Source organism: Brucella sp. TWI559, assembly GCF_039674265.1.
Classification (GTDB): domain Bacteria; phylum Pseudomonadota; class Alphaproteobacteria; order Rhizobiales; family Rhizobiaceae; genus Brucella; species Brucella chromiisoli.
In genome coordinates this window covers 13,121-35,397 of sequence record NZ_JBDJNE010000018.1, presented here as the reverse complement: position 1 = coordinate 35,397, position 22,277 = coordinate 13,121, and the positions used below count along the sequence as shown (strand labels likewise).

The window sequence follows — 22,277 nt, the reverse complement described above, 5'->3', positions numbered from 1 at the left end:
GGGAGGTGTGACGATGGGAGACCTGTTTCTCGCTATCGATGCTGGAGGAACAGCTGTAAAGGCAGCCGTTTTCGATGCAAGAGGCAAGCTTGTCGCTCTTCGTGAAGTCATTGTCACGACCGTATATCGTGACAATGGCTGGGTAGAACGTGAACCTACGCGTTTTTGGGAAAATACCGCGCAGGCAATCCGTGAGCTGACATCAACGGTTGTTTCACCTGAGCGGATTGCCGCGATAACCTGCACTGGCTTTGGGAACGGCATCTTCCTTGTCGATGAAAATGGTCGTGGAACGCGGAACGGGATTGTTTCCGTTGATCATCGTGCTCAGCCGATTGTCGATGCATTTCTAGAAGACGGCACCGCAGCCTTCATGGAAACCGCTACCGGGCATCGTATATGGGGTGGACAAACAATCATGCAACTGGTCTGGCTCGCTCGCAATGAGCCTGATGTCGTTAAAACGACGCGTTGGGCGCTGGCGTGTAAAGATTATGTCCGCATGCAGCTGACAGGTATTGCCGCATCTGACCCGACCGATGCCAGCGGCGGGGGGCTGCTTGATCTCGCACGAAATGATTATAACGAAGAGTATTTCAGTACGCTTGGGATTTCGGCATTTTTCGGTCGTATGCCACCGCTCGTGGATAATTCGGGTATTGCCGGACATGTAACGACACAAGCTGCGGCGCAAACCGGACTGCTTCCTGGAACACCAGTTGTCGCAGGTATGATGGATGTCAGTTCATGCGTTATCGGGTCGGGTGTTATCGGCAGCGATGTTTTGACTATGATTGCTGGAACATGGTCTATCAATGCTGTTGAAACGCAAGGTTTGATCAATAACGTGCCGCCCATTCTCAATATGTTGCACAGAGACCGGACTTGTCGCTTGATTGCGGAAGGCAGCCCAACATCTGCTGGTAATTTGAATTGGTATCTCTCACGGGCTGCGGGCGGCCAAATAACGATCGATACTGCGAATGCACTGGTCGCTGCGAGCACAGTGGTCGGGCGCCGCTGCCATTTTATGCCTTTCCTGAATGGACCGGCACCGCGCCAGGGCGCCTATATTGGCCTTGGTAGCTCTGATGATCAGGGGTCAATGCTGCGTGCCTTGTTTGAAGGGGTCGCATTCCAACATCGCCGTCATGGCGAGAGCATTTTGCGATATGTTGCCCCCCAGAAGCCTGCTGCAATCCGGTTAGCTGGGGGGGCTTCCAAAAGCGAAATCTGGGCACAGATTTTTGCAGATATTTGCGGCTTGGATGTTGAAGTTTCCGAAGGGGAAGAGATTGGGGCATTAGGGGCAGCCGTTTGTGCTGCCGTTGCGACCGGCTTTTATTCAGACATTGCAGAAGCCACAAAATCCATGTGCCGCATCACGCGAACAGCGTCACCAAACCCTGCACTGCGTGAATTTTACGAGAACCGCTATGGCCAGTTTCTGACGCTGGATCAAAAACTTGCGGGTCTCTTTGCCTGATTTTTGACGTCACTAAGAGTTCTTTGGAGGAGGAATGAGAATGAAACTGAAAATGATTTTGCTGAGTTCCGTCTACCTGCTGTCCGGTGCGGGGCTGGCAAATGCCAATGACGATGCCTGCGTCGGAAAGGTGCCCACGCTTAATGTGATTGGTCAGGGTATGCCATCTGTCACTGAACTCGACAAATATGTTGGCGAGTTCAACGATAAATGGAAGACGACGGTTAAAATCAACCTGCTGGGCGAAAATGAGCGACGCGCCAAGGCGCGTCTGGATGCCTCAACTGGCGCAGGTGCATATCAGGTACTTTATGTGGACGAGGCCAATACGCCTGAATATGCCAGTGCAGGCTGGCTATACCCACTCGCAGAGGTCTTGCCTGAAGAATATGACATTGCGGATTTCCGCGTGGATCTCGCCAATGTCGCAAGCTATGAGGGCAAACAATATTTCGCCCCGCTTGTCGGTGGCGGCGACATTCTGATCTATCGCAAGGATGTGCTGGAAAAGGCGGGATTGTCCGTACCCAAGACGCTCGACGAACTCGTTGCGGGTGTGAAGGCGGTCAACGATCCCGCAAATAAACTTTATGGATGGGCGGCTCGCGGGCAGCGAGGATCAGGCATGAATGTCTGGCGCTGGACGCCGTTTTTCCGCGGACTTGGCGGCCAGTGGCTTGATGGCGATCAGCCTGCGTTTAACTCTGAAATCGGCGTTAAGGCAACCGAACTTTATATGGACCTTCTGAAGTCCGCCCCTCCGGGGGTTGGCACATTCAGCTGGTCTGATGCTGTTGAAGCCTTCCGTGGCGGTCAGGTTGTATATTTGATCGAATCCGATGTCTTCGGTCCGTGGATGGAAGTTCCTGATAAATCTGTCGTTGCCGGTAAGGTGGGTTATGCTCCTCCGCCAGAGCCTTTGGGATCGGCTGGCTGGGCACATGGCTTCGCCGTTTCCGCAGTTGGTGCGAAAGATGAATGCACCAGAAAGGTCGCGGCAGATTTTGTCGGCTGGGCGACCTCGAAAGATATGGAAGCCCGCCGACTATCCGACGGCATTGCTTCTGACTTAGGTCGGCAATCGAGCCTGAAAAGCGAAGCTTTCAGCAAAGCAGTTCCCAAGGAGTATATCGATGCTCTCTTTGCGACGGGCTCGCGTACACAATTGCTCATCATGGCAAGTCCGGCTTGGCCAGAGATCGGCGATAATCTGGGTCTTGCGCTTGAGGAGCTGTTTACTGGCACCAAAACAGATGTGCAGGCGACACTGGATGAAGCAGCCTTCACCGCCGAAGACGCACTTCGCCGCGTTAAATAAACAGAGGTCAGACCGGGTGTCTTAAATGGCACCCGGATACGCTTTCAAATTCATGAGCAACGGAATGCATAAACAAAGATTCGTATTCTGGACGCTTGCGCCTGCGTTCAGCATTCTGGGAATTCTAGCCTTCGTTTCGATCGCGGGAGCCATCTATTTTTCGGTGATGGATCGATCATTGCGTTATGCCGATTACGACTTCGTTGGGCTTTATAATTACCAACGTCTTCTTGCCGATCGACGATTCCTAAACGCGCTTAAGATCTCGGCCATATGGGAAGTGGTGACTGTTACAGGTACGCTGATAATAGCGATGTTGCTATCTGTGTTGATCTTCGAAAATGTAAAGTCATTGCGAACCCGCAATCTGATTTGCATCGCATTTCTTGCACCGGTCTTGTTGCCAAGAGTCGCCGCAGCATTCATCTGGCGGTTTCTCTATTCTCCGTCACTTGGCCTGATTAATTATTTTGCGGATACTCTGGGGCTGGGCCCGATAGAGTTTCTCGCCAATCCGTCGTTGGCACTAATTTCTGTGGCTGTTGTCGATATTTGGCAATGGGGGTTGTTCTTCACAGTCATTATGCTGAAGCTTCTCGAAACCTTGCCAAAGGACCCGATTGAAGCGGCGCAGCTTGATAATGCCAAGACGTGGGAAATTCATGCTTATGTGACGCTACCGATGCTGAAAGCGCCAATCATAAGCCTCGCTTTGGTAAAGGCAGTTGAATCACTGCGTTCCTTTGATCTCATTTACGTCATGACCGGCGGTGGGCCGGGTACAGCGACTGAGACTCTCGACCTTTACGCGTATCAAGCGGGTATTAATCTTGGTGGACGTGTTTCCTATGCCTCTGCAATGTCTATTCTTTTGCTGGTGATCACAACGGTTGTCTTTACACTTATCTGGAGAGGTATCCGCAAATGGTCGGTTTGATCCAGCGCGTCGTTGCGCGTACCGTTTTGGCGCTCATCATCCTGATCGCTCTCATACCCATTTTATGGACAGTTCTTGGTTCCTTTAAGCAGCTTAAAGATATTGTCACACCTGTACCGAAGCTGTTTTTCAGTCCGACTCTAGAAAACTTTGGAGTTATCCTTCAAAACCCTTCTATCCGAGACGGGCTTCTTAATTCGGTTGTAGTGGTTGGCGCCTCGGTCATCCTCGGTGCGCTCTTTGGCGTACCTGCGGCTTATACGCTGGCGCGTCATGTGAGACGCAAGAAAGACGACCTGCAATTCTTTGTCTTGTCACTGCGTTTCATGCCGCCTGTCGCAATAGCGATACCTTTCATCGTGCTGTATCTGGATTCTGGTCTTTATGACACGCTGACAGGGTTGATCCTCGTCTACCTTATATCGACGATTTCGACAGTCATCTGGCTGTCGGTACCAGCATTTGAGCGTGTACCAAAAGAGATTGAAGAAGCTGCTGCCATGGAAGGTTGCTCGCAAACTGAAATCTTTTTGAAGTTTGCTTTGCCGGTAGCCGCACCATCGCTTTTTGGCGGGCTGGTCTTCACATTTGTTCTCATCTGGAATGAGTTTCTTCTCGCACTGACGCTTGCGGCGGAGAACTCAACACTGCCGGTCGTTGCCGCTTCGATTACGTCGCTCGGTAAGGAAGTTCCATGGGGTGTGATCAACGCCTCGACCGTTATTCTCGTGTTGCCACCGTTGATTTTCATCGGGCTGTTGATGGGCTTCATCAATCGTATGGTTTCTACGGGTCGCAAATAGGATACCCATTATGGCAAATATCAAATGCACCCAAATTCGTAAGTCTTACGGAAACACCACCGTGATTTCTGATCTCAATCTTGACGTTGACGATCATGAGTTCGTTGTCTTTCTGGGGCCTTCCGGCTGTGGTAAATCGACAATGCTGCGTATGATCGCCGGGCTTGAGGAAATTTCCGACGGAACTGTGACCATTGGCGGGAGGGATGTGACGCATTTGCCTCCGGGCGAGCGCGGTGTTGCGATGGTGTTCCAATCCTATGCACTTTATCCGCATATGTCCGTTTTCGAAAACATTGCTTTCGGCCTAAGACGGCAGAAAGTGCCCAATGATGAGATCCAACGCCGTGTAAAGCAGGTCTCTGATGTGCTTGGGCTGGCGCAGTTGCTGGATCGAAAGCCTAAAAACCTTTCGGGTGGCCAACAACAACGTGTTGCAATGGCGCGCGCCATGATTAAAACGCCAAAGCTGTTCCTTTTTGATGAGCCGCTTTCAAACCTTGATGCAAAACTGCGTGAAAAGCTGCGGACGGAAATTCGTCGTATGCATCTTGAATTGAAAACAACAACAATTTTCGTCACGCACGATCAGCTCGAAGCCATGACCATTGCTGATCGTATCGTGCTGATGCGCGCTGGTGCTATCGAACAGCAAGGAACGCCTTCTGAAATTTTTGATAGCCCTGCCACACGTTTTGTTGCTGATTTTATCGGCTCACCAGCGATGAATTTCCGAGATTGCTCAGTGCATATAACGGGCGGGACAGCGGAACTTGTTTCAGGATCAATTCGCCTGAAAGTGCCGGTCAATTCATATAGCGGTCTTGTGAATGGGCTTCAGGTCGAAGTTGGATTGCGTCCATCGAAAATGGACATCGCAGCTTCCGGAGACACGAATGTCATGACTGGCAGCGTTGTGCTGGTTGAAAATATGGGGAGTGAGGGACAGGTGATCGTAGACATGGATGGGCAGGAAATGTCGTTCCTTACGAAATCTTTCCGATCACTTGAAAGTGGGCAGACGGTCCATTTCTCAATTGACGCGCAGAGCATCCATCTTTTCTCCAAAGATGATGGACGTTCTCTTCTGCGTAAAGCTAGCTAATATTTCTGTACACGAATGGGTAATAGACAATGACTACAACACGTTATGACCAGAAGATCGAACGTATTCGGGCGGGCCACTATACCAAGGGCGATTTTCTGATCGCTGACGCGAAGGATGCTGATCTGTCAGGCGGAATTCTCACTGCCGGGGTGAAACGTGATGAGACGGGCAGAGCGATAGGAAATCGGTCCCGTGCTGAATTTCTGGCTGAGATTGAAGCATTGATCGAACAGGATGTTGTAGACATTATGCTCGCATCGACATCCAACATTGAGTATCTCCAGAATAAGAATGCGTTCAAAGGCACAGGTGTCGTCCCAGCCTTCAGAGCAAACGATACCACGGATGTATGGGGTGTCATACGCGGCGGTGCTTATCGATCTGCGCTATCTAAACCCTATAGCGGAACAGATCTTTCTAAAGCGCAGGCTGATCTTTGCCTTTACTCGATGACATTCAACAATGATGCAGACGCGGATATGGCAACGCTTGAAGCCTATCGCGATTTTAGGCCGCGCGCGCGTGCCGCTGGCAAACGGCATTTTCTGGAAGTGTTCAACCCAAACATCGCGACCGGGTTCACGGCTGCTGAAACCGGCATGTTTGTGAATGATTGTATCGTTCGTGCACTTGCGAGCCTTACAATTGATGAGCGCCCTGAGTTTCTCAAAGTAGCGTATAATGGTGCAGCCGCTCTGGAAGAGCTGGCTGGTCACGATTCATCGGTCGTTGTTGGGGTTCTCGGTGGCGGGGCTGGAACGCATCGTGATACATTTGAGCTTGTCTGGCAGGCCGAAAAGTATGGTGCACGTCTGGCCTTGTTTGGTCGTAAGATCAACCTGGCAGAACACCAGCCAACCTTCATTCGATGGATGCGATGCGTTGCTGACGGCAATGCGAAGCCGGAAGAAGCAATTCGTGGCTATCATGCGGATATCGCGAAGCTTGGACTTGTGACGGATCGCTCACTTGACGATGATATTCAGATGACGGAAGAGGTTCTTTTTCACGCGGCCGAAAAATAAAGTCAGAAAAATCAATGTATAAATCGCAACATCCGTCCAGCAAAATTATCGCCGAAGTTGCATGGATGTATTATGTGAAAAACCTCAATCAGAGAGAAATTGCTGATATTCTCTCCCTGTCGAGGCCGACGGTGATTAGCTATCTCAAGATAGCAAAAGAACGCAATATCGTTTGTATCCAGGTGGCGCCGGAACATTATCAGTTAAACGACACTGCGGATAAGCTATCGCGGCAATACGATCTAAAAAGCGTGCATGTCGTGCCGGATGAAGGCCTCGAGGGGGAGATGCTGTCCCGCCGCGTCTGTGAAGTAGCGGCGCAGTATCTGCCATTTTTCCTGAAAAAAGGAGACAGTCTTGGTGTGTCTTGGGGGCAGACGATTTCGTTTGTCTCGGAGTATGTACCGCATTGGCCGATTGAAAATCTGACCGTGCGCCAGTTGATTGGATCGATTGCCAATCCGCTTTTGAACACTTCCGAAAGCTGCACCACCGAAATAGCGCGCCGGCTTGAAGCCTATTGTGTCAATTTGAATGCACCAGCAGTCTGTTCCAGTGCATCATTGGCTGCTGCTTTGAAAGCGGAACCTATCATCAAGGAGCAGCTTGATGCTCTGCAAAGCTGTAATAAATCCATTTTCTCGCTTAGCCCCTGTACGCCAGATACGCATGTCGTACAGTTTAAGATTGCCAGTGTCGAGGACATCGAAATCTATCGCGGGAAGGGGGCTATTGGTATCATTGCCGGCCGTTTTATCGATGCTGAAGGGCAACCTATCCTTGGTGATCTGGATGAGCGGATTATTGGCGCTGATCATGCGCTGTTGAAGAAGATGGAAGGCCTATTGGTCGTAAGCGGAGGCTTTAAGCTTGATGCAACATTGGCTGCTCTTCGAGGTGGCTTCGCAGACCATTTGGTCATTGATCAGAAAACTGCGCGTGAGCTTTGTATATAAATATAAATTTCTTACAGAGGCCTTGAGGTAAGCCGTTTGCACGACTAATTAGCCATGGTTTCGGTTCCGCGTATTTGACAAAATCTTACAGTCATTTGTTCGTGACTGACATTCAATGTGTTTGAGTCGGGCCCAAACGCCGAGATAAACGCACCTATTCTTTCCGCTGATATTGTGCGCGGGATGTTTTCTTCACGCGCACAGTGCTTACTCAATATTTCTTCTATTGATAATTCGGCGTAAGATGATTTGAAATAGCCGGGACTTGGTGTTCATGCCTGGCTTAATGAAAGCCAGTTTGCGATAGGGTCTGACGGTCTCTTCCGAGATTCCAAGCTTGACCATAATTTGGCGCGCATCACTGCCATTCAAATCAAGTAAAAGAACTTCCTGTTCGCGGTTTGAGAGCGCACCACCTTACAAGCCATGAAGTGCGCTTTGTAATATATTATCGTCACTGGTGTGGCTGAGCTGATGATGTTGCCAAAAGCGGTTATAGAGCGCACTGAATGATTGGTTCAGTCCTTTAAGGGTTGAGAGCGCGTGCGCCTGTAAAGCATTATAACCAGAACGGTAAAGGGCGAACTGCATTGTTTGCAGCGGCAACAATTTTACAGCAATTGCAAGTTCTGAACTGTGTTTCGGAAAACCGCGTCATAACAGCATCATAGACTGAATTACGTTCGGCCACAGGTGAAGGTTATGCTGCCAGAGTTTGCATCACAGCCAATGAATAGTGGTTCGTTTGGCGATGTTATGATGGCGCAATTTATATTTAGCAATTTATTAGAGTTGTTGTTTTGAATAATTAATTCAAACTAAAACACAGAATACTGATTCTATTAAGTAAATTTTCGGCGGTGATATTATGAATATATTATATTCATAAATATTGCTTCGATTAGATTGGAAAATTTGAAATACAGTTTCTAATCATAATTCGTATTCATAAGTTTGGCGTTGCTCAGCGTTATTTCAGAGTATCTGTAAAATCCAATAATTATTCGCAGAAAAACTTAAGTTAAGCGGATTTCGTTCGCTTATTCTTTATTGGCAGCGCGTTTTTAAAGCACGCTGACATGCAGATTGCTGCGCAAATAAATCTTGGCTGAAAGACGTGTGACCGCCTCACGGTCCCGCAAGGGAGAACTACTACGTCAAAGTATTAAAATACAATTGAAAGGATATAATATGTCTACCAAGTTAATCGCCATCGGACTCTCGTCAATTATAGCAACGGCGGCTTTCATGCCATCAGCCAATGCTGGCTCAGTATCTGGAAAATTATCAGTTAGAGCCAACATTACATCAAGTTGCGTACTGTCAAATGGCAGCAATCCTGTAATGGATTTTGGAAATCTGAGTGATCTTAACCCCACCGACACAAAGCAGGCAGTACCAGCAGATAAAGGGATCAAGCTTACCTGCAACAAAGATCTACCTTACTCAATTGGCCTTAATGGTGGGCAACACAGTGCAGTCCCCATCGGCGGTTTGCCGAGGATGGCGAATGGCGACAATTATATAAGTTATTTTCTCTTTCAGGATGATAAATACAAACTATTGTGGGGCAACGACCACGATAAAAGACTATTCGCAACAGGCAACGGTCAAGAACAAAAATATCCTATATATGGAATAATACCTAAGCAAAAAACACCTAAATATGGTTTATATACAGATGAACAAGTAATTGATGTAGAATTCTAAAATTCATCCCGGAGATATACTATGACTAGAAAATCTTTAATTCTGGCTGCTGTCTCCGGGTTGGTTTGCGTGAGCAGCGTTCAGGCGGCATCTTTACAAGTGTCGCCTGTTGGCCTCGACATCACCGCACCAACTCGTAATGCATCCGTCACCCTCAGCAACAAGAGCAGTGAGCCAGCCGATGTTCAGATACGCGTTTTTAAATGGACACAAATTGGGGGCGAAGATCATCTGACACCGGCAACCGACGTCATCGTCAGCCCACCGGCTGCAAAGGTTCAGCCAAACACAGCCTATACTATTCGTGTTGCACAACTTAAAGCACCAAGTAAAGACCGCGAGGAAAGCTATCGACTGTGGATTGATGAACTACCCCACATTAACGTGCGCCGTCGCGGTGGGTCTATTACTTTTACAAGCCGTTATTCCATACCCGTTTTCTTTTCTGATCCGTCCGCAAGCACAGATTTGCAATGGAAAGTAAAACGCCAAGGCAAGAAACTGGTTGTTGAAGCTACCAATAAAGGCACACGTCATGCCAAAATAGCCAATTTGACTGCGGCAACAACAGGCGCACGCGTCAGTTTTGGTACAGGCTTGAACGGTTATGTCCTGCCGGGCAGCACGGTGCACTGGACCGCCAATGCAGGCTCTATTCAGGCCGGCAGCAATGTCAAAATTACGGCAACAGGAGATGATTATGCTGTCGATCAAGCAGCCACGGTCTCCGGGCGTTAAGATAACCCTTGTAGTTTGGTGCCTGCTTATGGCAGGCACCGGACTAACGGTAAGTGCACAAGAAATCAAACCTCCAGACAACCAGGCACAAACACTCATGCTGGGTGTTGTCATCAACGATCAGCCAACGGATGCATTTGCTACCTTTCGGCGCCTTCCAAATGGTCGGTTTGCTGCCACGTCCGGCGACTTGCAGTCGGCGGGCCTCAAATCAGAAGCTGTCAAACCCGGGCCCGATGGCTTAATTAATCTGGATACACTACCCGGTGTTACATGGCGCTATGATGAGTCAAAGCAGCTCATTATCTTTACTGCACCTGATAGCGCTCGCATTCCCAACAAGATTGAATTGGAATCGCCCGGAAAGCCGATTGATTTTTCCAAAATTCAATCCAATCTGGGTTTTGTCCTTAATTATACGCTCTATGGCTCGGCCGATTGGGGGAACGGCTCCCGGAAAGCTTTCAGTGGTAGTTTTGACGCGCGGATTTTAACACCCTTTGGAGTTACATCGACTTCTGCTCTCGGCAAGTTTGATCCATTGGTTGATAAAACGCTGGATTTCCGTAGCGGCTTCACCCGTCTCGAAAGTTCTTGGCGTTATACCGACCCCAAAAGAGCATTGGTCTATCAGGTCGGAGACTCCGTTTCCGGCAGCCTTCCCTGGACGTCATCCTGGCGCTTTGGCGGCATCCAGTTTAAACGTAATTTTGCCATCCGCCCCGACCTGATCACATCTCCAGTACCCAACCTATCTGGGTCTGCCTCCCTGCCTTCGACGCTTGATCTCTACCTTAACAATAATAAGGTTTATTCGGGCGATGTGCCTGCAGGCCCTTTTGACTTTAGCGGAATGCCGTTCCTGACAGGCGGCGGGAATATCAATCTCGTCATGCGTGATGCATTGGGGCGCGAAGTCCGTACTGAACACGCTTATTATTATGGCCCAAACATGTTGGGCAAAGGCGTCTTTGACTTTTCAACCGAACTCGGGTTTCCACGCTTTGGTTTTGGTGAAAAATCGTTTGAATATGATCAAAACATAGCGGGTTCAGCGAGTGTGGCCTACGGTCTGACGAATTGGCTAACCGTGAATGCACACTTTGAAGCTACAAAAGGACTCATCAATGGGGGGAGTGGCTTTGTAACCAGTCTGGGGGCCTTCGGATCGCTCAGCGCGTCATATGCAGCCAGTCGTTTAAATGATGCTCATCAAACTGAAATCGGAAGCAGAGCCTCAGTTAACTATCAGGTCGGATATAAAGGCATTTCTTTTTATATAGGAACCAGTCACAGCTTTGGTCAATACGCTGATATTGGTCTTGTAGCGGATCGTCGCCATGGTAATATAACGCCGGTTTCAGCGCGTGCACGAAGTATTGACACTATCGGTGTTTCGCTTCCGCTCGTTTTTGATCCCTCTTTTATTAATATCAATTTTTCGCGCGTGCGCGGCGCAGGCAAAGAAGACGATGCCAGCCTTTTAGACCTATCCTGGTCACGTAATTTCTTCAAGAAAATCTCGTTTTTTGCCACAGGCTATACTGATTTATATAAGAAAACTAACTATGGAATCTTTGCCGGGTTGAGCGTCTCCCTTGGCGACAATATGGCTGCTTCTATCAACGCAGACAATGATGGGATCTCTACCAGCTTAACAAAATCCGCCCGTTTTGGCGAGGACCCGGTCTCATGGTCACTGCGAGATCGCGAGAGGTTCAGGGGAGAGAGCAGTCGTTCAGCAACCGTCAACTACCACGCTCCGGTAGGCCAATTTTCTGGATCGGTTGACCAGTCTGGCGGTATAGGGCGTGTGACCGCTACAGTTGATGGGGCATTGGTGATTGCCGGACAAAGCGTGTTCTTTGTTAATCAGACAAATGATGCTTTCGCAATCGTCAAAGGTGGAGGGCCTGACACAAAGGTTTCGCTCAATGGTCGTTATGTTGCCAACACCAATTCTCGCGGACGAGCCTTCGTGCCCGATTTGCAATCCTATCAAGACAACACCGTCACACTCGATCCAACCAACTTACCTGCCGATCTTCAGCCGGATAACACAACCGTAAACATTGTGCCTGCGGATCGCTCTGGCGTTGTCGTGGATTTTGGAACCAAAAGGTTGAACGCTGCAACGGTCGTTCTCATAAATGCAGAAGGAAAGCCTTTACCTGCGGGAGCCGAAGTTCTGCGTGAAGGCTCTGATCAGCCGTTCATCATGGGGTATGATGGACGTGTATGGCTAACCGATCTGGCTGATCACAATAATCTCACTGTCACGCTGCCAGAAGGGCTCGGTGCCTGTCACGCAAGCTTTAATTACAAACCTGTGAATGGCACCATTGCTGAGATCAATGGGGTCGTATGTCAATCGAACGGAGTATAATCATGCCCAGATCAATATCACGGCTTCGCGTCCGATGTTTAGCTATTTCCAGGCCCGGCCAGATTGCATCATCGGCGCATCTGGTAGCCAAATTCATTCTGGTATTACTCCTGCTGCACCCCTCCTGGGCTGTAGCAAGCGGAGGAACTTGCAGTCTTAAAAATCTAAGCTCCTTCGGCAACACCGTGATTGATATTGTTGCCAACAACGCAACCTATACGACCAGCCAGGTAGAATATACGTGCAACTCGCCTCTTAAATTCAATAATATAAAATTTTGCACTTACATAAGACCTGTCGACAATAACTCAGATAATAATACAAGTAACATATTTTATCAGAGGCTTGGCCAAAAAAACCAACTTGCTTGGCAGTTGAAACTGGCGAATGATCAAAACATACCACTCTCCAAATATGGTGGAGTGGGCGTGACAGCAGGTTGGAACCACTCAGTCAACCGGTTGTTAGCCAACCAAAGTACTATTGCTTCACAAAAACTTATACTGTCCTACCTTGGCCGACAACAACAGGGTCGTGTCGGTTCAGGTACCTATATCGGAACATACCAGTTGGTGACGCAATATAAATTCAATCATGGAATTTCATCCACATGTGGCTCCGCTATAGCCGATCCTGACGGAACAATCATAACTAATTTCAATGTAAGCACTACAGTGGAGAAGAAATGCCAGTTGGAGAATTTCCAAGATGTAGATTTTGGTAATCTGCGCGGCACGGACCTGGCATATAATGGCAACCACGTTGCAGCAGCCTACGGCAATATCGGTATTCGCTGCACATATCAAACACCTTACAAAATCAGTTTGAATGCCGGTAACAACTCAGAAAACGGTACCCCGCGCATGAAAAATGATAAAAATTTTCTTCCGTATAGATTGCTTCAAGAGGGCTGTAAAACTGCTTGGGATGATAAAAATTTTCTGGCCGGCAATGGCAATACAGTCAACGCTATCAATAATCACCAAGTCTGTACACAAATAGTTACATCACTCACAACCGCTCCAGCCATTGGAAATTATACCGATACAGTCATCGTAACCGCTACTTTTTGAAGAACTGTATGAATATTCAGGCTCAGCAATTGTTCGATTGTAACCAATGAGAATTAATCGGCTGACGAGGTTACAATGAGGAATTTATATATAGCAATTTATTAGAGTTGATATTTTGAATAAATAATACAAACTAAAAATAGTACACTGATTCTAATATATAAATACGAAGCGACTTTATAATAAATATATACAATTATTAATTTATTATCGCTGAGATTAGAAAATATAAACTACAATTTCTAATCATACCTCGTATTTGTAAGTTTGGCGTTGTTCGCGTTAATTCAGAGTAGTTATTACTTCCAGCGTGTTTTCGCAGAAATTCTTAAATTTTAGCGAATTTGATTCGCCTATTCTTTATTGGCGGCGCGTTCTTAAAGCGCGCTGACATGCAGATTGCTGCGTAAATAAATCTCGGCTGAAAAACGTGTGATCGCCTCACGGTCCCGCAAGGGAGAACTGCCAAGTCTAAATATTAAAATACAACTGAAAGGATATGATATGTCTACCAAGTTAATGGCCTTCGGCCTTTCGTCAATTATAGCAACGGCGGCTTTCATGCCATCAGCCAATGCTGGGTCAGTATCTGGAAAATTATCAGTTAGAGCCAACATTACATCAAGTTGCGTACTGTCAAATGGCAACAATCCTGTAATGGATTTTGGAAATCTGAGTGATCTTAACGCCGCCGACACAAAGCAGGTAGTGCCAGCAGATAAAGGGATCAAGCTTACATGCAATAAAGATCTACCTTACACAATTGGCCTTAATGGAGGTAAGTACAGTCGAGGTTCATCCCTAGATATACCGAGGATGACAAATGGCGACAATTATATAACTTACCAAGTTTATAAAGATGCCGGATATACAAAACCTTGGCGACTAGACACGGAAGGTGTTGTGTCAGCTGTAGGAACCGGTAAAGAACAAGAATATGCCCTATTTGGGAAAATATTTAAGCAAACCACACCTAAATATGGCTTATATACCGATGAGCAGGTAATTCAAGTAGTGTTTTAATATTTCCGGAGATATGCTTCGACGGTATATTATTTAAAAGTTGTGGCTGTCTCCAGTTTGGTTTGCGCGAGTAGCGTTCAGGCGGCATCTTTACAGGTGTCGCCTGTTGGTCTTTGCCCTCACCGCATCAGGCTTTGTCACAAACTTTGGTTAGATAAAATGCGGCCAGATATTCGGGGGCTATTATGCTGATAGCGCCGCAAGGAGTTGGAACGGCGAACAATTGTCATTTGTGAATTCATTCTTGCGGATCGAATACGCCACTTCAATGCCAGCGATTGTCGCTGAAGCGGAATGAAACGCTTTGAAGTCCAACATGTGTTTGGCAATCGGCTTGATGAAACGATGGTCCTTCTCAAGACTATTGTTGAGATATTTGCCCTGCAGGATTTTCATCATTTTGCCTGTGTCCCGTGATTTTCAGGATCATATTTATAGCTTTCGCCAGCCAGATTGGCTCCGCTTTTATCAATGACAAACTTCTCAGGAACCCATCGCTTGCGATGGCTTTCTTAAAGAAACGCCGTTCGCATTGATTGCATGCCAGAGAAAGAACCTCTGGCCGCGTATTGTGATGACGACCTCATCCAGATACCACTTTTCATGCGGCCTTGGCCGGTTCTTGCGAATGCAATTGGCAAAATGGCGGTCGTCTTTAATCGTAATAGCGACTTCATCCAGATGCCAACTATCATCAAGACACGGTGTGCAGCGACGGATTTTACAGGCATAATCTCGCCCGAACTTCTCTGCCCATTTGCGCACCGTTTTGTGGGCAATCATGATCCAGCGATAGGCCAGCATGTCTTCAACCATGCGAAAGCTTGGTACAAAACGGAAATGCGGCCCCAGCGATGAATCTCGGCTGGAAAATGGTGGGGGTAGACTCTGGGCCATTTGCAGCGAAAGTGCGAGGTGGCTTTGCGTGGGATCATGCGTAAAAACAAAAAGATAGAACATTTAATAATTCAACTTAATTCAGTAATGCTCTAAGTTGAATTTCTGTGCAAAGCATTGCTGTGCGGTGTGGAGAAGCGAGCGCAATCGCGTTCATATTGTCAGATCGCCGCTTTAACGCTTTGCATCTGCGCGTTCCTTGACGACTTCCAACATCCTTCGCCCTTGGCGCTCTTGCGGGTTCATATCATGCGCATCTTCACCGCCTCCCTTGCAACTGAAACCAACACATTTTCTCCCGTTCCAACGGATATGGATGCCTTCAAAGCGGCATTTTATGCAGGGCCTGGTGAGCACCCGGATACGCCCACGTTGTGTTCTTCGGTTGTGCCGGTTTTGCGCCGACGCGCTGCGGCGCATGGGCTTAGCGTGATTGAAGGAACATCCTGCTGGGCTGAGCCTGCCGGTCTTATCCAGCGCAAAACCTATGAGACGTTACGGGATACAATTCTAAAAGAGCTGAGAGCGGCATTACCGGTGAATGCCGTGGTTCTGGGGTTGCATGGAGCAATGGTTGCGCAGGGTTACGATGACCCGGAAGGCGATTTTCTTGCGCATATCCGCGCGATTGTGGGGCCAGATGTTCTTGTTACAGCCGAGTTTGATCCACACAGCCATTTGTCTGCCAAGCGTGTTGCCAATCTTGATCTGATGGCGGCCTTTCTTGAGTTCCCCCATACGGATTTTGAGGAGCGCGGTGAGCATGTGGTTGATTTGACGCTTCGCGCTTTGCGTGGCGAGATAAAGCCTGTTATTTCGACCTTTGATTGCCGCATGATTACGCTTTATCCGACAAACCGCGAGCCGATGCGCTCTTTTGTGGACCGGATAAACCGCATGCAGGGCAAAGACGATATTTTGTCGATCTCCGTTATTCACGGCTTCATGGCGGGCGATGTGCCGGATATGGGAACCCGCATTGTTGTCGTAAGCGATAATGAAAAAGCGAAAGGCGATGCGCTGGCGCAAAGGCTTGGCCATGAGCTTTATCGTATGCGTAAATTGACGGCGATGCCGATGTTTGACACCGATGCCGGGCTTGATCATGTGGCAGCAGTGCGCAAATCCAATGCGTCTTTGCCTGTTGTCATTTCTGATATATGGGACAACCCCGGTGGTGGTGTTGCCGGTGATGCCACTTTCATCCTGCGTCATATGCTGCAACGCGGAATGGATAATTTTGCCGTGGCAACGATCTGGGACCCGGTCGCAGTGTCGTTTTGTCATGCGGCAGGCGAGGGCGCTGAACTTGAGCTTCGTATTGGCGGAAAATCGTCATGGCATGGCGGAGAGCCGCTTGATCTGCGCGTCACAATTCAGAAAGTGATGGATGCCGGATGGCAAAGCTTCCGCAAGAGCCGGGTCAATCTCGGTCGGGTGGCGGTGATCAGACCGGTTGGAACGACGATCGATATTATCCTGATTACCAGCCGCTCACAGACCTATGAGCCGAATATCTTTTCCAATCTCGATATTGATTTTGCAGCCAAGGATTATCTGCTGGTTAAATCGACCAACCATTTTCAGGCTGGCTTTCAGCCGATAGCGTCAGAAATCGTTTATATAGCGGCGCCAACATCTTACCCGACCGATGCAGCCGTTACCCAATATAGAAAGGCGAGTATGGAGCTTTGGCCACGCATCGCCGATCCATTGGGGCTGGATTAGAGCGCATCCCGAAAAGTGTGAAACGGTTGTAGGGCAAGACACGCTCTAAATTAGCGGAGGCTTATTCGATGATGGCAAGCGCAGCACCAAGGCTTACGCTCTTGCCTGCTTCGGCACAAAGGCTGATCTTGCCTGAGCGCGGTGCTGCAATGCGTGTTTCCATCTTCATGGCTTCGATAATCGCAATGATTTCGCCCTCAGCCACCGTTGCACCATCTTCGACCAGCCATTGCTGAAATGTGCCGGGAATGGGGGCTGTAACGGCTCCCTCTGCGGCCTGTGGCACAGTTGATGCCGGTTTTTGGGGTGTGTTTAGCCCGGAAAATAACGCCGCCGGCAAACCGATGTCATGGCGCTTGCCGTCAATTTCGATGAAGCTGCGCACCAGGCCACCATCGACGGGATCAATCCTTGCCGATGGTTCAACACCCCGGAACTCAGTCTCGATCCAGTTGGTGAAGACGTTGAATCCATCTTCGCCGGTAAAGTCTTTTTCTTCGACAACCGCACGATGGAATGGAAGCACGGAAGCCACACCCTCAATTTTAAACTCGGCCAGCGCACGTCGCGCACGGATCAGTGCTTGCTTGCGTGTTGCCCCTGTGACGATCAGCTTGGCCATCATGGAGTCGTACAGGCCCGGTATTTCCGATCCGCTCTCGACGCCGGTGTCAAGGCGCACACCCGGACCCGAAGGCGCGCGGAAACGGGTGATCATGCCCGGCGTTGGCAGGAAGCCGCGGCCGGGATCTTCTGCATTGATGCGGAATTCAAAGGCGTGGCCGCGTGGTGTCGGCGTTTCGGTCACCGACAGCTTCTCGCCATCCGCAATCCGCAACTGCTCGATCACGATATCGACGCCGGTGGTTTCTTCGGTGATTGGATGTTCGACCTGAAGGCGGGTGTTGACCTCCAGAAACGAGATCGTGCCATTCTGCGAAAGCAGAAACTCGACAGTGCCAGCCCCGGTATAGCCCGCGGCTGCACAGATTGCGCGCGCGGATTCATGAATACGGTTGCGCTGGTCCTGCGTGATAAAGGGTGCAGGTGCTTCTTCAACGAGCTTCTGATTGCGGCGTTGCAGTGAACAGTCCCGCGTACCCAGAACCACGGTGTTGCCATGCGTGTCGGCGATCACCTGCGCTTCGATATGGCGAGGTTTTTCAAGAAACTGTTCTGCATAGCATTCGCCACGTCCAAAGGCCTCAATGGCTTCCCGCACCGCGGAATCGAAAAGCTCCCCGACTTCGTTCAGATGATAGGCAACTTTCATGCCGCGACCGCCACCACCAAAGGCCGCCTTGATCGCAAGCGGTAAGCCCGCCTCGCGTGCAAAAGCCACCGCTTCTGCAGCAGATGCCAAGGGACCGGCTGACCCCTTGACGAGGGGGGCACCAACTTTTTCGGCAATGCGCCGTGCTTCAACCTTGTCGCCCAGTGAAGTGATGACTTCTGGCGACGGACCTACCCAGATGAGGCCAGCATCAAGGACGGCTTTGGCAAATTCGGCACGCTCCGACAAGAAACCATAGCCGGGATGCACTGCATCGGCACCGGCGCGTTTTGCAATGTCGAGTATTTTTGCAATATTGAGATAAGTATCCGCCGGGCGGCCTGCACCAAGGCCATAGGCCTCATCTGCAAGCTCTGCATGCAGTGAATTTGCATCGGCATCGGAATAGATTGCAACAGATGCCACACCATAATCGCGGGCTGCGCGGATGATGCGGATGGCAATTTCGCCACGATTGGCGATAAGCAGCTTTTTCATCAGACTATGATTTCCTGCGGCTCGAAAGCAGAGATCGGGTTAAAACGGATACGGGCGCCGATGGGTATCTGGCTCGCCAGATCGAGATGATGGCTGGCCACAACACCAATCACCGGGTAGCCGCCTGTCAAAGGATGATCGGCCAGAAAAAGCACGGGTTGCCCGTTTGGTGGCACCTGAATTGCCCCAAGGGCTGTGCCTTCGGATGGTAATTCATCGTGGTTGGCGCGTTCGATTGTTGCCGATCCGAACAGGCGCATACCAACGCGGCTTGATTGCGGCGTGACATCCCATTCCTGGGCTGTGAGGGTTGCAAGCCCTTGCGCCGTAAACCAATCGGTGCGGGGGCCAAGTACAATATCCAGTGTAACAACTTCACCTGCGCGGGGCAGGCGGCGCTGGTCGTGGCCAATATCACTGACTGCAAGTGCGGGGCCATTGGCGGGCACCAATATGTCGCCAACCGCAATGGGCTCCGGGCCAATTTTGGCAAGTGTATCGCGGGCTTTTGACCCGAGAACGTCGTCAACAGCAAATCCCCCGCGCAGTCCGAGATAGCTCAGCATGCCTTCGGGCGGGACGCCAAGGATCAGCTCGTCGCCAGCATTGAGTGCGATGGGGCTTGAAAACGTCGCGGTGAGTCTTGTTTGCTTGGCTGTACGGATGGTTAGCGGGCAGGGCGCGCCGGTTACAGCCACAGTGACCGCACGGTCAGCCTTGAAGGCAAAGCCGCCGAAGCTAATCTCAAGAACCGCAGCATCACGCAGATTTCCAAGACAGCGATTGACTTCAAGCATCGCTCTGCGATCAAGCGCACCCGATTGAGAGACGCCCTGACTTGCAAGACCCAAACGGCCCAAATCCTGAAACAGTGCCGGGCGGTCAGCCTGCGTGACAAGCAGGCCGTCTGCGGGTTTGCGAGAATTGTCCAGCTTGGTTGCGGGCTTTGAAACAGGAGTGGTTTCACTCTTGGCCATATCGCGAAAGCGCACGCGATCGCCGGGTGCAAGCAGGGCTGCACGTTTGCGGGTCGTGTCCCACATGGCAAGCGGTGTTGTGCCAAGCAATTGCCAGCCGCCGGGACTGTCGGATGGATAAATGCCGCCGAATTTGCCAGCAAGCGCCACCGATCCTGCCGGAATTTTTACACGCGGGCTTTGACGCCGTGGGACATCAAAGCTGGGGTCGTCGCAGGTCATATAGGCAAAGCCGGGTGCGAAGCCGGTAAAGGCAACCGTATAGGTTGCTTGCGTATGACGGCAAATGAGTTCTTCGACGGAGCAGCCAAGGAAAGCCGCGACATCATCAAGATCTTCACCATTGTAGCAAACAGGGATTTCGAAAAATGCACCACTGCGCGACCTGCGAACCGACAGATCAAGCTTCGCAATCTGCTTGGTCAGTTTTGCGCGATCCGTCATAAAGGGGTCAAAGTGCACCATAATGGTGCGCGCGCCGGGAATGACTTCGCAAATGCCTTTAAGCTCAGCTGCGAGCAGCGCATCAAGCAATGTCAGGCTTATGCCAAGATCGTCAAGCTCGACCAGAAAACTGTCGCTGCCGGAAGGCAGAAAGCGCAGGCGTTCACTCATGATGCAGTATGAACGAAAGGCTTGAGTTCTACGCCGCGTGCCTCAAGTGTGCTGCGCAATGTGCGGGCGATTTGAACGGCTGTCGGATTGTCGCCATGAATGCAGATCGACTGCGCATCAAGCGCGATGTCGGTTCCATCAATGGCGGTCACGCGCTGTTCATTGATCATGCGCAGCATTCGCTCTGCAATGACGTCAGGATCATGAATAACCGAACCTTCAAGGCGGCGATTAACGAGACTGCCATCAACATTATAAGCACGGTCTGCAAAAGCCTCGCAAACGACGCGCAGTCCCGCTTCGCGCGCCTGATCCACAATCGGTGCCGTTGCAAGCGCCATGAGCACCAGATCAGGGTCGATTGCCTTAATGCCTGCGATAACGTCTGCTGCTTGTCGTTTGTCATGCGCAATGGTATTATAAAGCGCGCCATGGGGCTTTACATAAGTGACTTTTGTTCCGGCAGCTTGCGCCAGCCCTTGCAAGGCACCAATCTGGTAGATCGTATCGGCAATGAGTTCGCTGCTTGACGGGTCCATATTGCGACGGCCAAAGCCGACCAGATCGCGATAGCCGATATGCGCGCCAACACGCACACCCCGTCGCGCCGCTTCACGCAATACGCTGAGAATTCCGGCAGGATCACCAGCATGAAAGCCGCAGGCAATATTGGCACTCGTCACAATTGCCAGCATCGACGTGTCGTCCCCCATCGGCCATGGCCCGAAGCCTTCTCCGAGGTCGCTGTTGAGATCGATAAATGCCATGTCTCTTCCCGGTTGAATAATCATTCTTTACGGATTATTGTTGAATAACCTATTATTTATTGTTCAACAATATGTAATTCGTATACTCGCTGGAAATTCACGGGGAATAACGCGGCGCAGGCCGCAGAGCGGTTTAAAGCATGTCGCGGAAAAATGGGAACCGGTTTTTCAACAACGACATGCGTAACAACAAGAACATAGAGCGAGCGTATTGGGTACGATTAAGCGCGACACGCTCTGGAGTGAGAAAGTCTGAAGGATATTCATGACGAACGCAATGCCTTCGCTTGATGATGACCAGCCATTGGCGACCCAAACCGCCGCTAAAATCCGCGAAATGTTGATTACAGGCGAATTATTGCCCGGAACCAAGCTTTCTGAACAACAGATTTCAGCGCAGTTTGGCATATCCCGCAACACGTTGCGTGAGGTTTTTCGCCTTCTGACCAGCCAGAGTTTGCTGACCTATATTCCCAATCGCGGTGTTTTTGTTGCAACGCCTGACGAGGCGACGGTCGTTGATATTTATCGTGTTCGGCGTGTTATTCAGAAAGGCGCCGTTCAAATCGCCGTTCCCGCTCACCCGGCTTTAGAGCGTATGAACGCGCTGCTGGAGCAGGCGGTTCTGGCCCAGGGAAAAGGCGACTGGCGGCAGGTTGGTACCATCAATATGGAGTTTCACCGTGCCATGGTGGAGCTTTGCGACAGCACCCGGCTGAGCGCCTGTTTTGATCTCGTTCTTGCGGAATTACGGCTGGTTTTTGCCCAGCTTGAAGATAACGCGCATCTTCATGAATCGTATATTGCGTTGAATGCAGAGCTTTTGGGTTCGCTTCAGGCCGGCAATAACGAGATCGCCGCGCAACAGCTTGATCGCTATCTTCTCAGCTCAGAGCGCTCCGTTCTCGCCGCACTTCAACGTAAAAAGCGAAGCTAGAGCATTTTCAGCAAAAGTGCGA

General features: G+C 49.9%; 17 protein-coding genes and 2 pseudogenes. 14 read left to right on the top strand and 5 right to left on the bottom strand.

The annotated features are described in order from the left end of the window. The first annotated feature begins 13 nt into the window (after nucleotides 1-13). From ABE530_RS16925 to ABE530_RS16895, 7 genes are all read left to right on the top strand, one after another. Entirely contained in the window at nucleotides 14-1,486 is a 1,473-nt protein-coding gene (locus ABE530_RS16925; protein ID WP_499695302.1) for an FGGY-family carbohydrate kinase, read from the top strand. A gap of 40 nt (nucleotides 1,487-1,526) precedes the next feature. Beyond that, a complete protein-coding gene (locus ABE530_RS16920; RefSeq protein WP_499695301.1) occupies nucleotides 1,527-2,804 on the top strand; it encodes an ABC transporter substrate-binding protein in 1,278 nt (425 codons plus the stop codon). Nucleotides 2,805-2,868: 64 nt separating this feature from the next. Further along, nucleotides 2,869-3,741: a carbohydrate ABC transporter permease gene (locus ABE530_RS16915; RefSeq protein WP_499695300.1), complete on the top strand. Its 873-nt coding sequence runs from the start codon at nucleotides 2,869-2,871 to the stop codon at nucleotides 3,739-3,741. Then, nucleotides 3,729-4,544, top strand: a complete 816-nt coding sequence (locus ABE530_RS16910) for a carbohydrate ABC transporter permease (RefSeq protein WP_499695299.1) — start codon at nucleotides 3,729-3,731, stop codon at nucleotides 4,542-4,544. Before ABE530_RS16915 ends, ABE530_RS16910 begins: the two co-directional genes overlap by 13 nt. 10 nt (nucleotides 4,545-4,554) lie before the next feature. Continuing rightward, the gene (locus tag ABE530_RS16905) at nucleotides 4,555-5,649 is read left to right on the top strand and encodes an ABC transporter ATP-binding protein (protein WP_499695298.1); all 1,095 of its coding nucleotides are present in this window, start codon (nucleotides 4,555-4,557) and stop codon (nucleotides 5,647-5,649) included. Between the two features lie 29 nt (nucleotides 5,650-5,678). Further along, nucleotides 5,679-6,677, top strand: coding sequence for a hypothetical protein (locus ABE530_RS16900; RefSeq protein ID WP_499695297.1), 999 nt, complete (start codon nucleotides 5,679-5,681; stop codon nucleotides 6,675-6,677). 14 nt (nucleotides 6,678-6,691) lie between these two features. Next, nucleotides 6,692-7,633: a sugar-binding transcriptional regulator gene (locus ABE530_RS16895; RefSeq protein ID WP_499695296.1), complete on the top strand. Its 942-nt coding sequence runs from the start codon at nucleotides 6,692-6,694 to the stop codon at nucleotides 7,631-7,633. A gap of 207 nt (nucleotides 7,634-7,840) precedes the next feature. Here the strand turns inward: ABE530_RS16895 and ABE530_RS16890 are convergent. Continuing rightward, a pseudogene (locus tag ABE530_RS16890) lies at nucleotides 7,841-8,032 on the bottom strand (LuxR C-terminal-related transcriptional regulator); the annotation flags it as partial. 792 nt (nucleotides 8,033-8,824) lie between these two features. Between ABE530_RS16890 and ABE530_RS16885 the strand changes: the two are divergent. The 5 genes from ABE530_RS16885 (at nucleotide 8,825) to ABE530_RS16865 (ending at nucleotide 14,563) form a co-directional block, all read left to right on the top strand. Beyond that, the gene (locus ABE530_RS16885; protein ID WP_499695295.1) at nucleotides 8,825-9,343 is read left to right on the top strand and encodes a Csu type fimbrial protein; all 519 of its coding nucleotides are present in this window, start codon (nucleotides 8,825-8,827) and stop codon (nucleotides 9,341-9,343) included. Between the two features lie 69 nt (nucleotides 9,344-9,412). After that, complete coding sequence (locus ABE530_RS16880) at nucleotides 9,413-10,081, top strand: fimbrial biogenesis chaperone (protein WP_499695294.1); 669 nt, start codon at nucleotides 9,413-9,415, stop codon at nucleotides 10,079-10,081. Next, entirely contained in the window at nucleotides 10,044-12,467 is a 2,424-nt protein-coding gene (locus tag ABE530_RS16875) for a fimbria/pilus outer membrane usher protein (protein WP_499695293.1), read from the top strand. The genes ABE530_RS16880 and ABE530_RS16875 overlap by 38 nt, the downstream gene beginning before the upstream one ends. 2 nt (nucleotides 12,468-12,469) lie before the next feature. After that, nucleotides 12,470-13,540 (top strand): Csu type fimbrial protein, encoded by a 1,071-nt coding sequence (locus ABE530_RS16870; protein ID WP_499695292.1) that lies wholly within the window; start codon nucleotides 12,470-12,472, stop codon nucleotides 13,538-13,540. A 504-nt stretch (nucleotides 13,541-14,044) separates the two neighbouring features. After that, nucleotides 14,045-14,563: a Csu type fimbrial protein gene (locus ABE530_RS16865; RefSeq protein WP_499695291.1), complete on the top strand. Its 519-nt coding sequence runs from the start codon at nucleotides 14,045-14,047 to the stop codon at nucleotides 14,561-14,563. 183 nt (nucleotides 14,564-14,746) lie between these two features. Here the strand turns inward: ABE530_RS16865 and ABE530_RS16860 are convergent. Next, a pseudogene (locus ABE530_RS16860) lies at nucleotides 14,747-15,160 on the bottom strand (DDE-type integrase/transposase/recombinase); the annotation flags it as partial. A gap of 549 nt (nucleotides 15,161-15,709) precedes the next feature. Here ABE530_RS16860 and ABE530_RS16855 point away from each other — a divergent pair. Next, a complete protein-coding gene (locus tag ABE530_RS16855; RefSeq protein WP_499695290.1) occupies nucleotides 15,710-17,188 on the top strand; it encodes a M81 family metallopeptidase in 1,479 nt (492 codons plus the stop codon). Between the two features lie 61 nt (nucleotides 17,189-17,249). On the opposite strand, the gene ABE530_RS16850 is transcribed toward ABE530_RS16855, so the two are convergent. The 3 genes from ABE530_RS16850 to ABE530_RS16840 are packed head-to-tail and all read right to left on the bottom strand — an operon-like array spanning nucleotide 17,250 to nucleotide 21,318. Beyond that, a complete protein-coding gene (locus tag ABE530_RS16850) occupies nucleotides 17,250-18,959 on the bottom strand; it encodes an acetyl/propionyl/methylcrotonyl-CoA carboxylase subunit alpha (protein WP_499695289.1) in 1,710 nt (569 codons plus the stop codon). Further along, a complete protein-coding gene (locus ABE530_RS16845) occupies nucleotides 18,959-20,551 on the bottom strand; it encodes a 5-oxoprolinase subunit B/C family protein (protein ID WP_499695288.1) in 1,593 nt (530 codons plus the stop codon). Before ABE530_RS16845 ends, ABE530_RS16850 begins: the two co-directional genes overlap by 1 nt. After that, nucleotides 20,548-21,318: a LamB/YcsF family protein gene (locus ABE530_RS16840; protein WP_499695287.1), complete on the bottom strand. Its 771-nt coding sequence runs from the start codon at nucleotides 21,316-21,318 to the stop codon at nucleotides 20,548-20,550. The genes ABE530_RS16845 and ABE530_RS16840 overlap by 4 nt, the downstream gene beginning before the upstream one ends. Before the next feature lie 265 nt (nucleotides 21,319-21,583). Between ABE530_RS16840 and ABE530_RS16835 the strand changes: the two genes are divergently transcribed. Continuing rightward, a complete protein-coding gene (locus ABE530_RS16835) occupies nucleotides 21,584-22,255 on the top strand; it encodes a GntR family transcriptional regulator (RefSeq protein ID WP_265985936.1) in 672 nt (223 codons plus the stop codon). The last annotated feature ends 22 nt before the right edge of the window (nucleotides 22,256-22,277 follow it).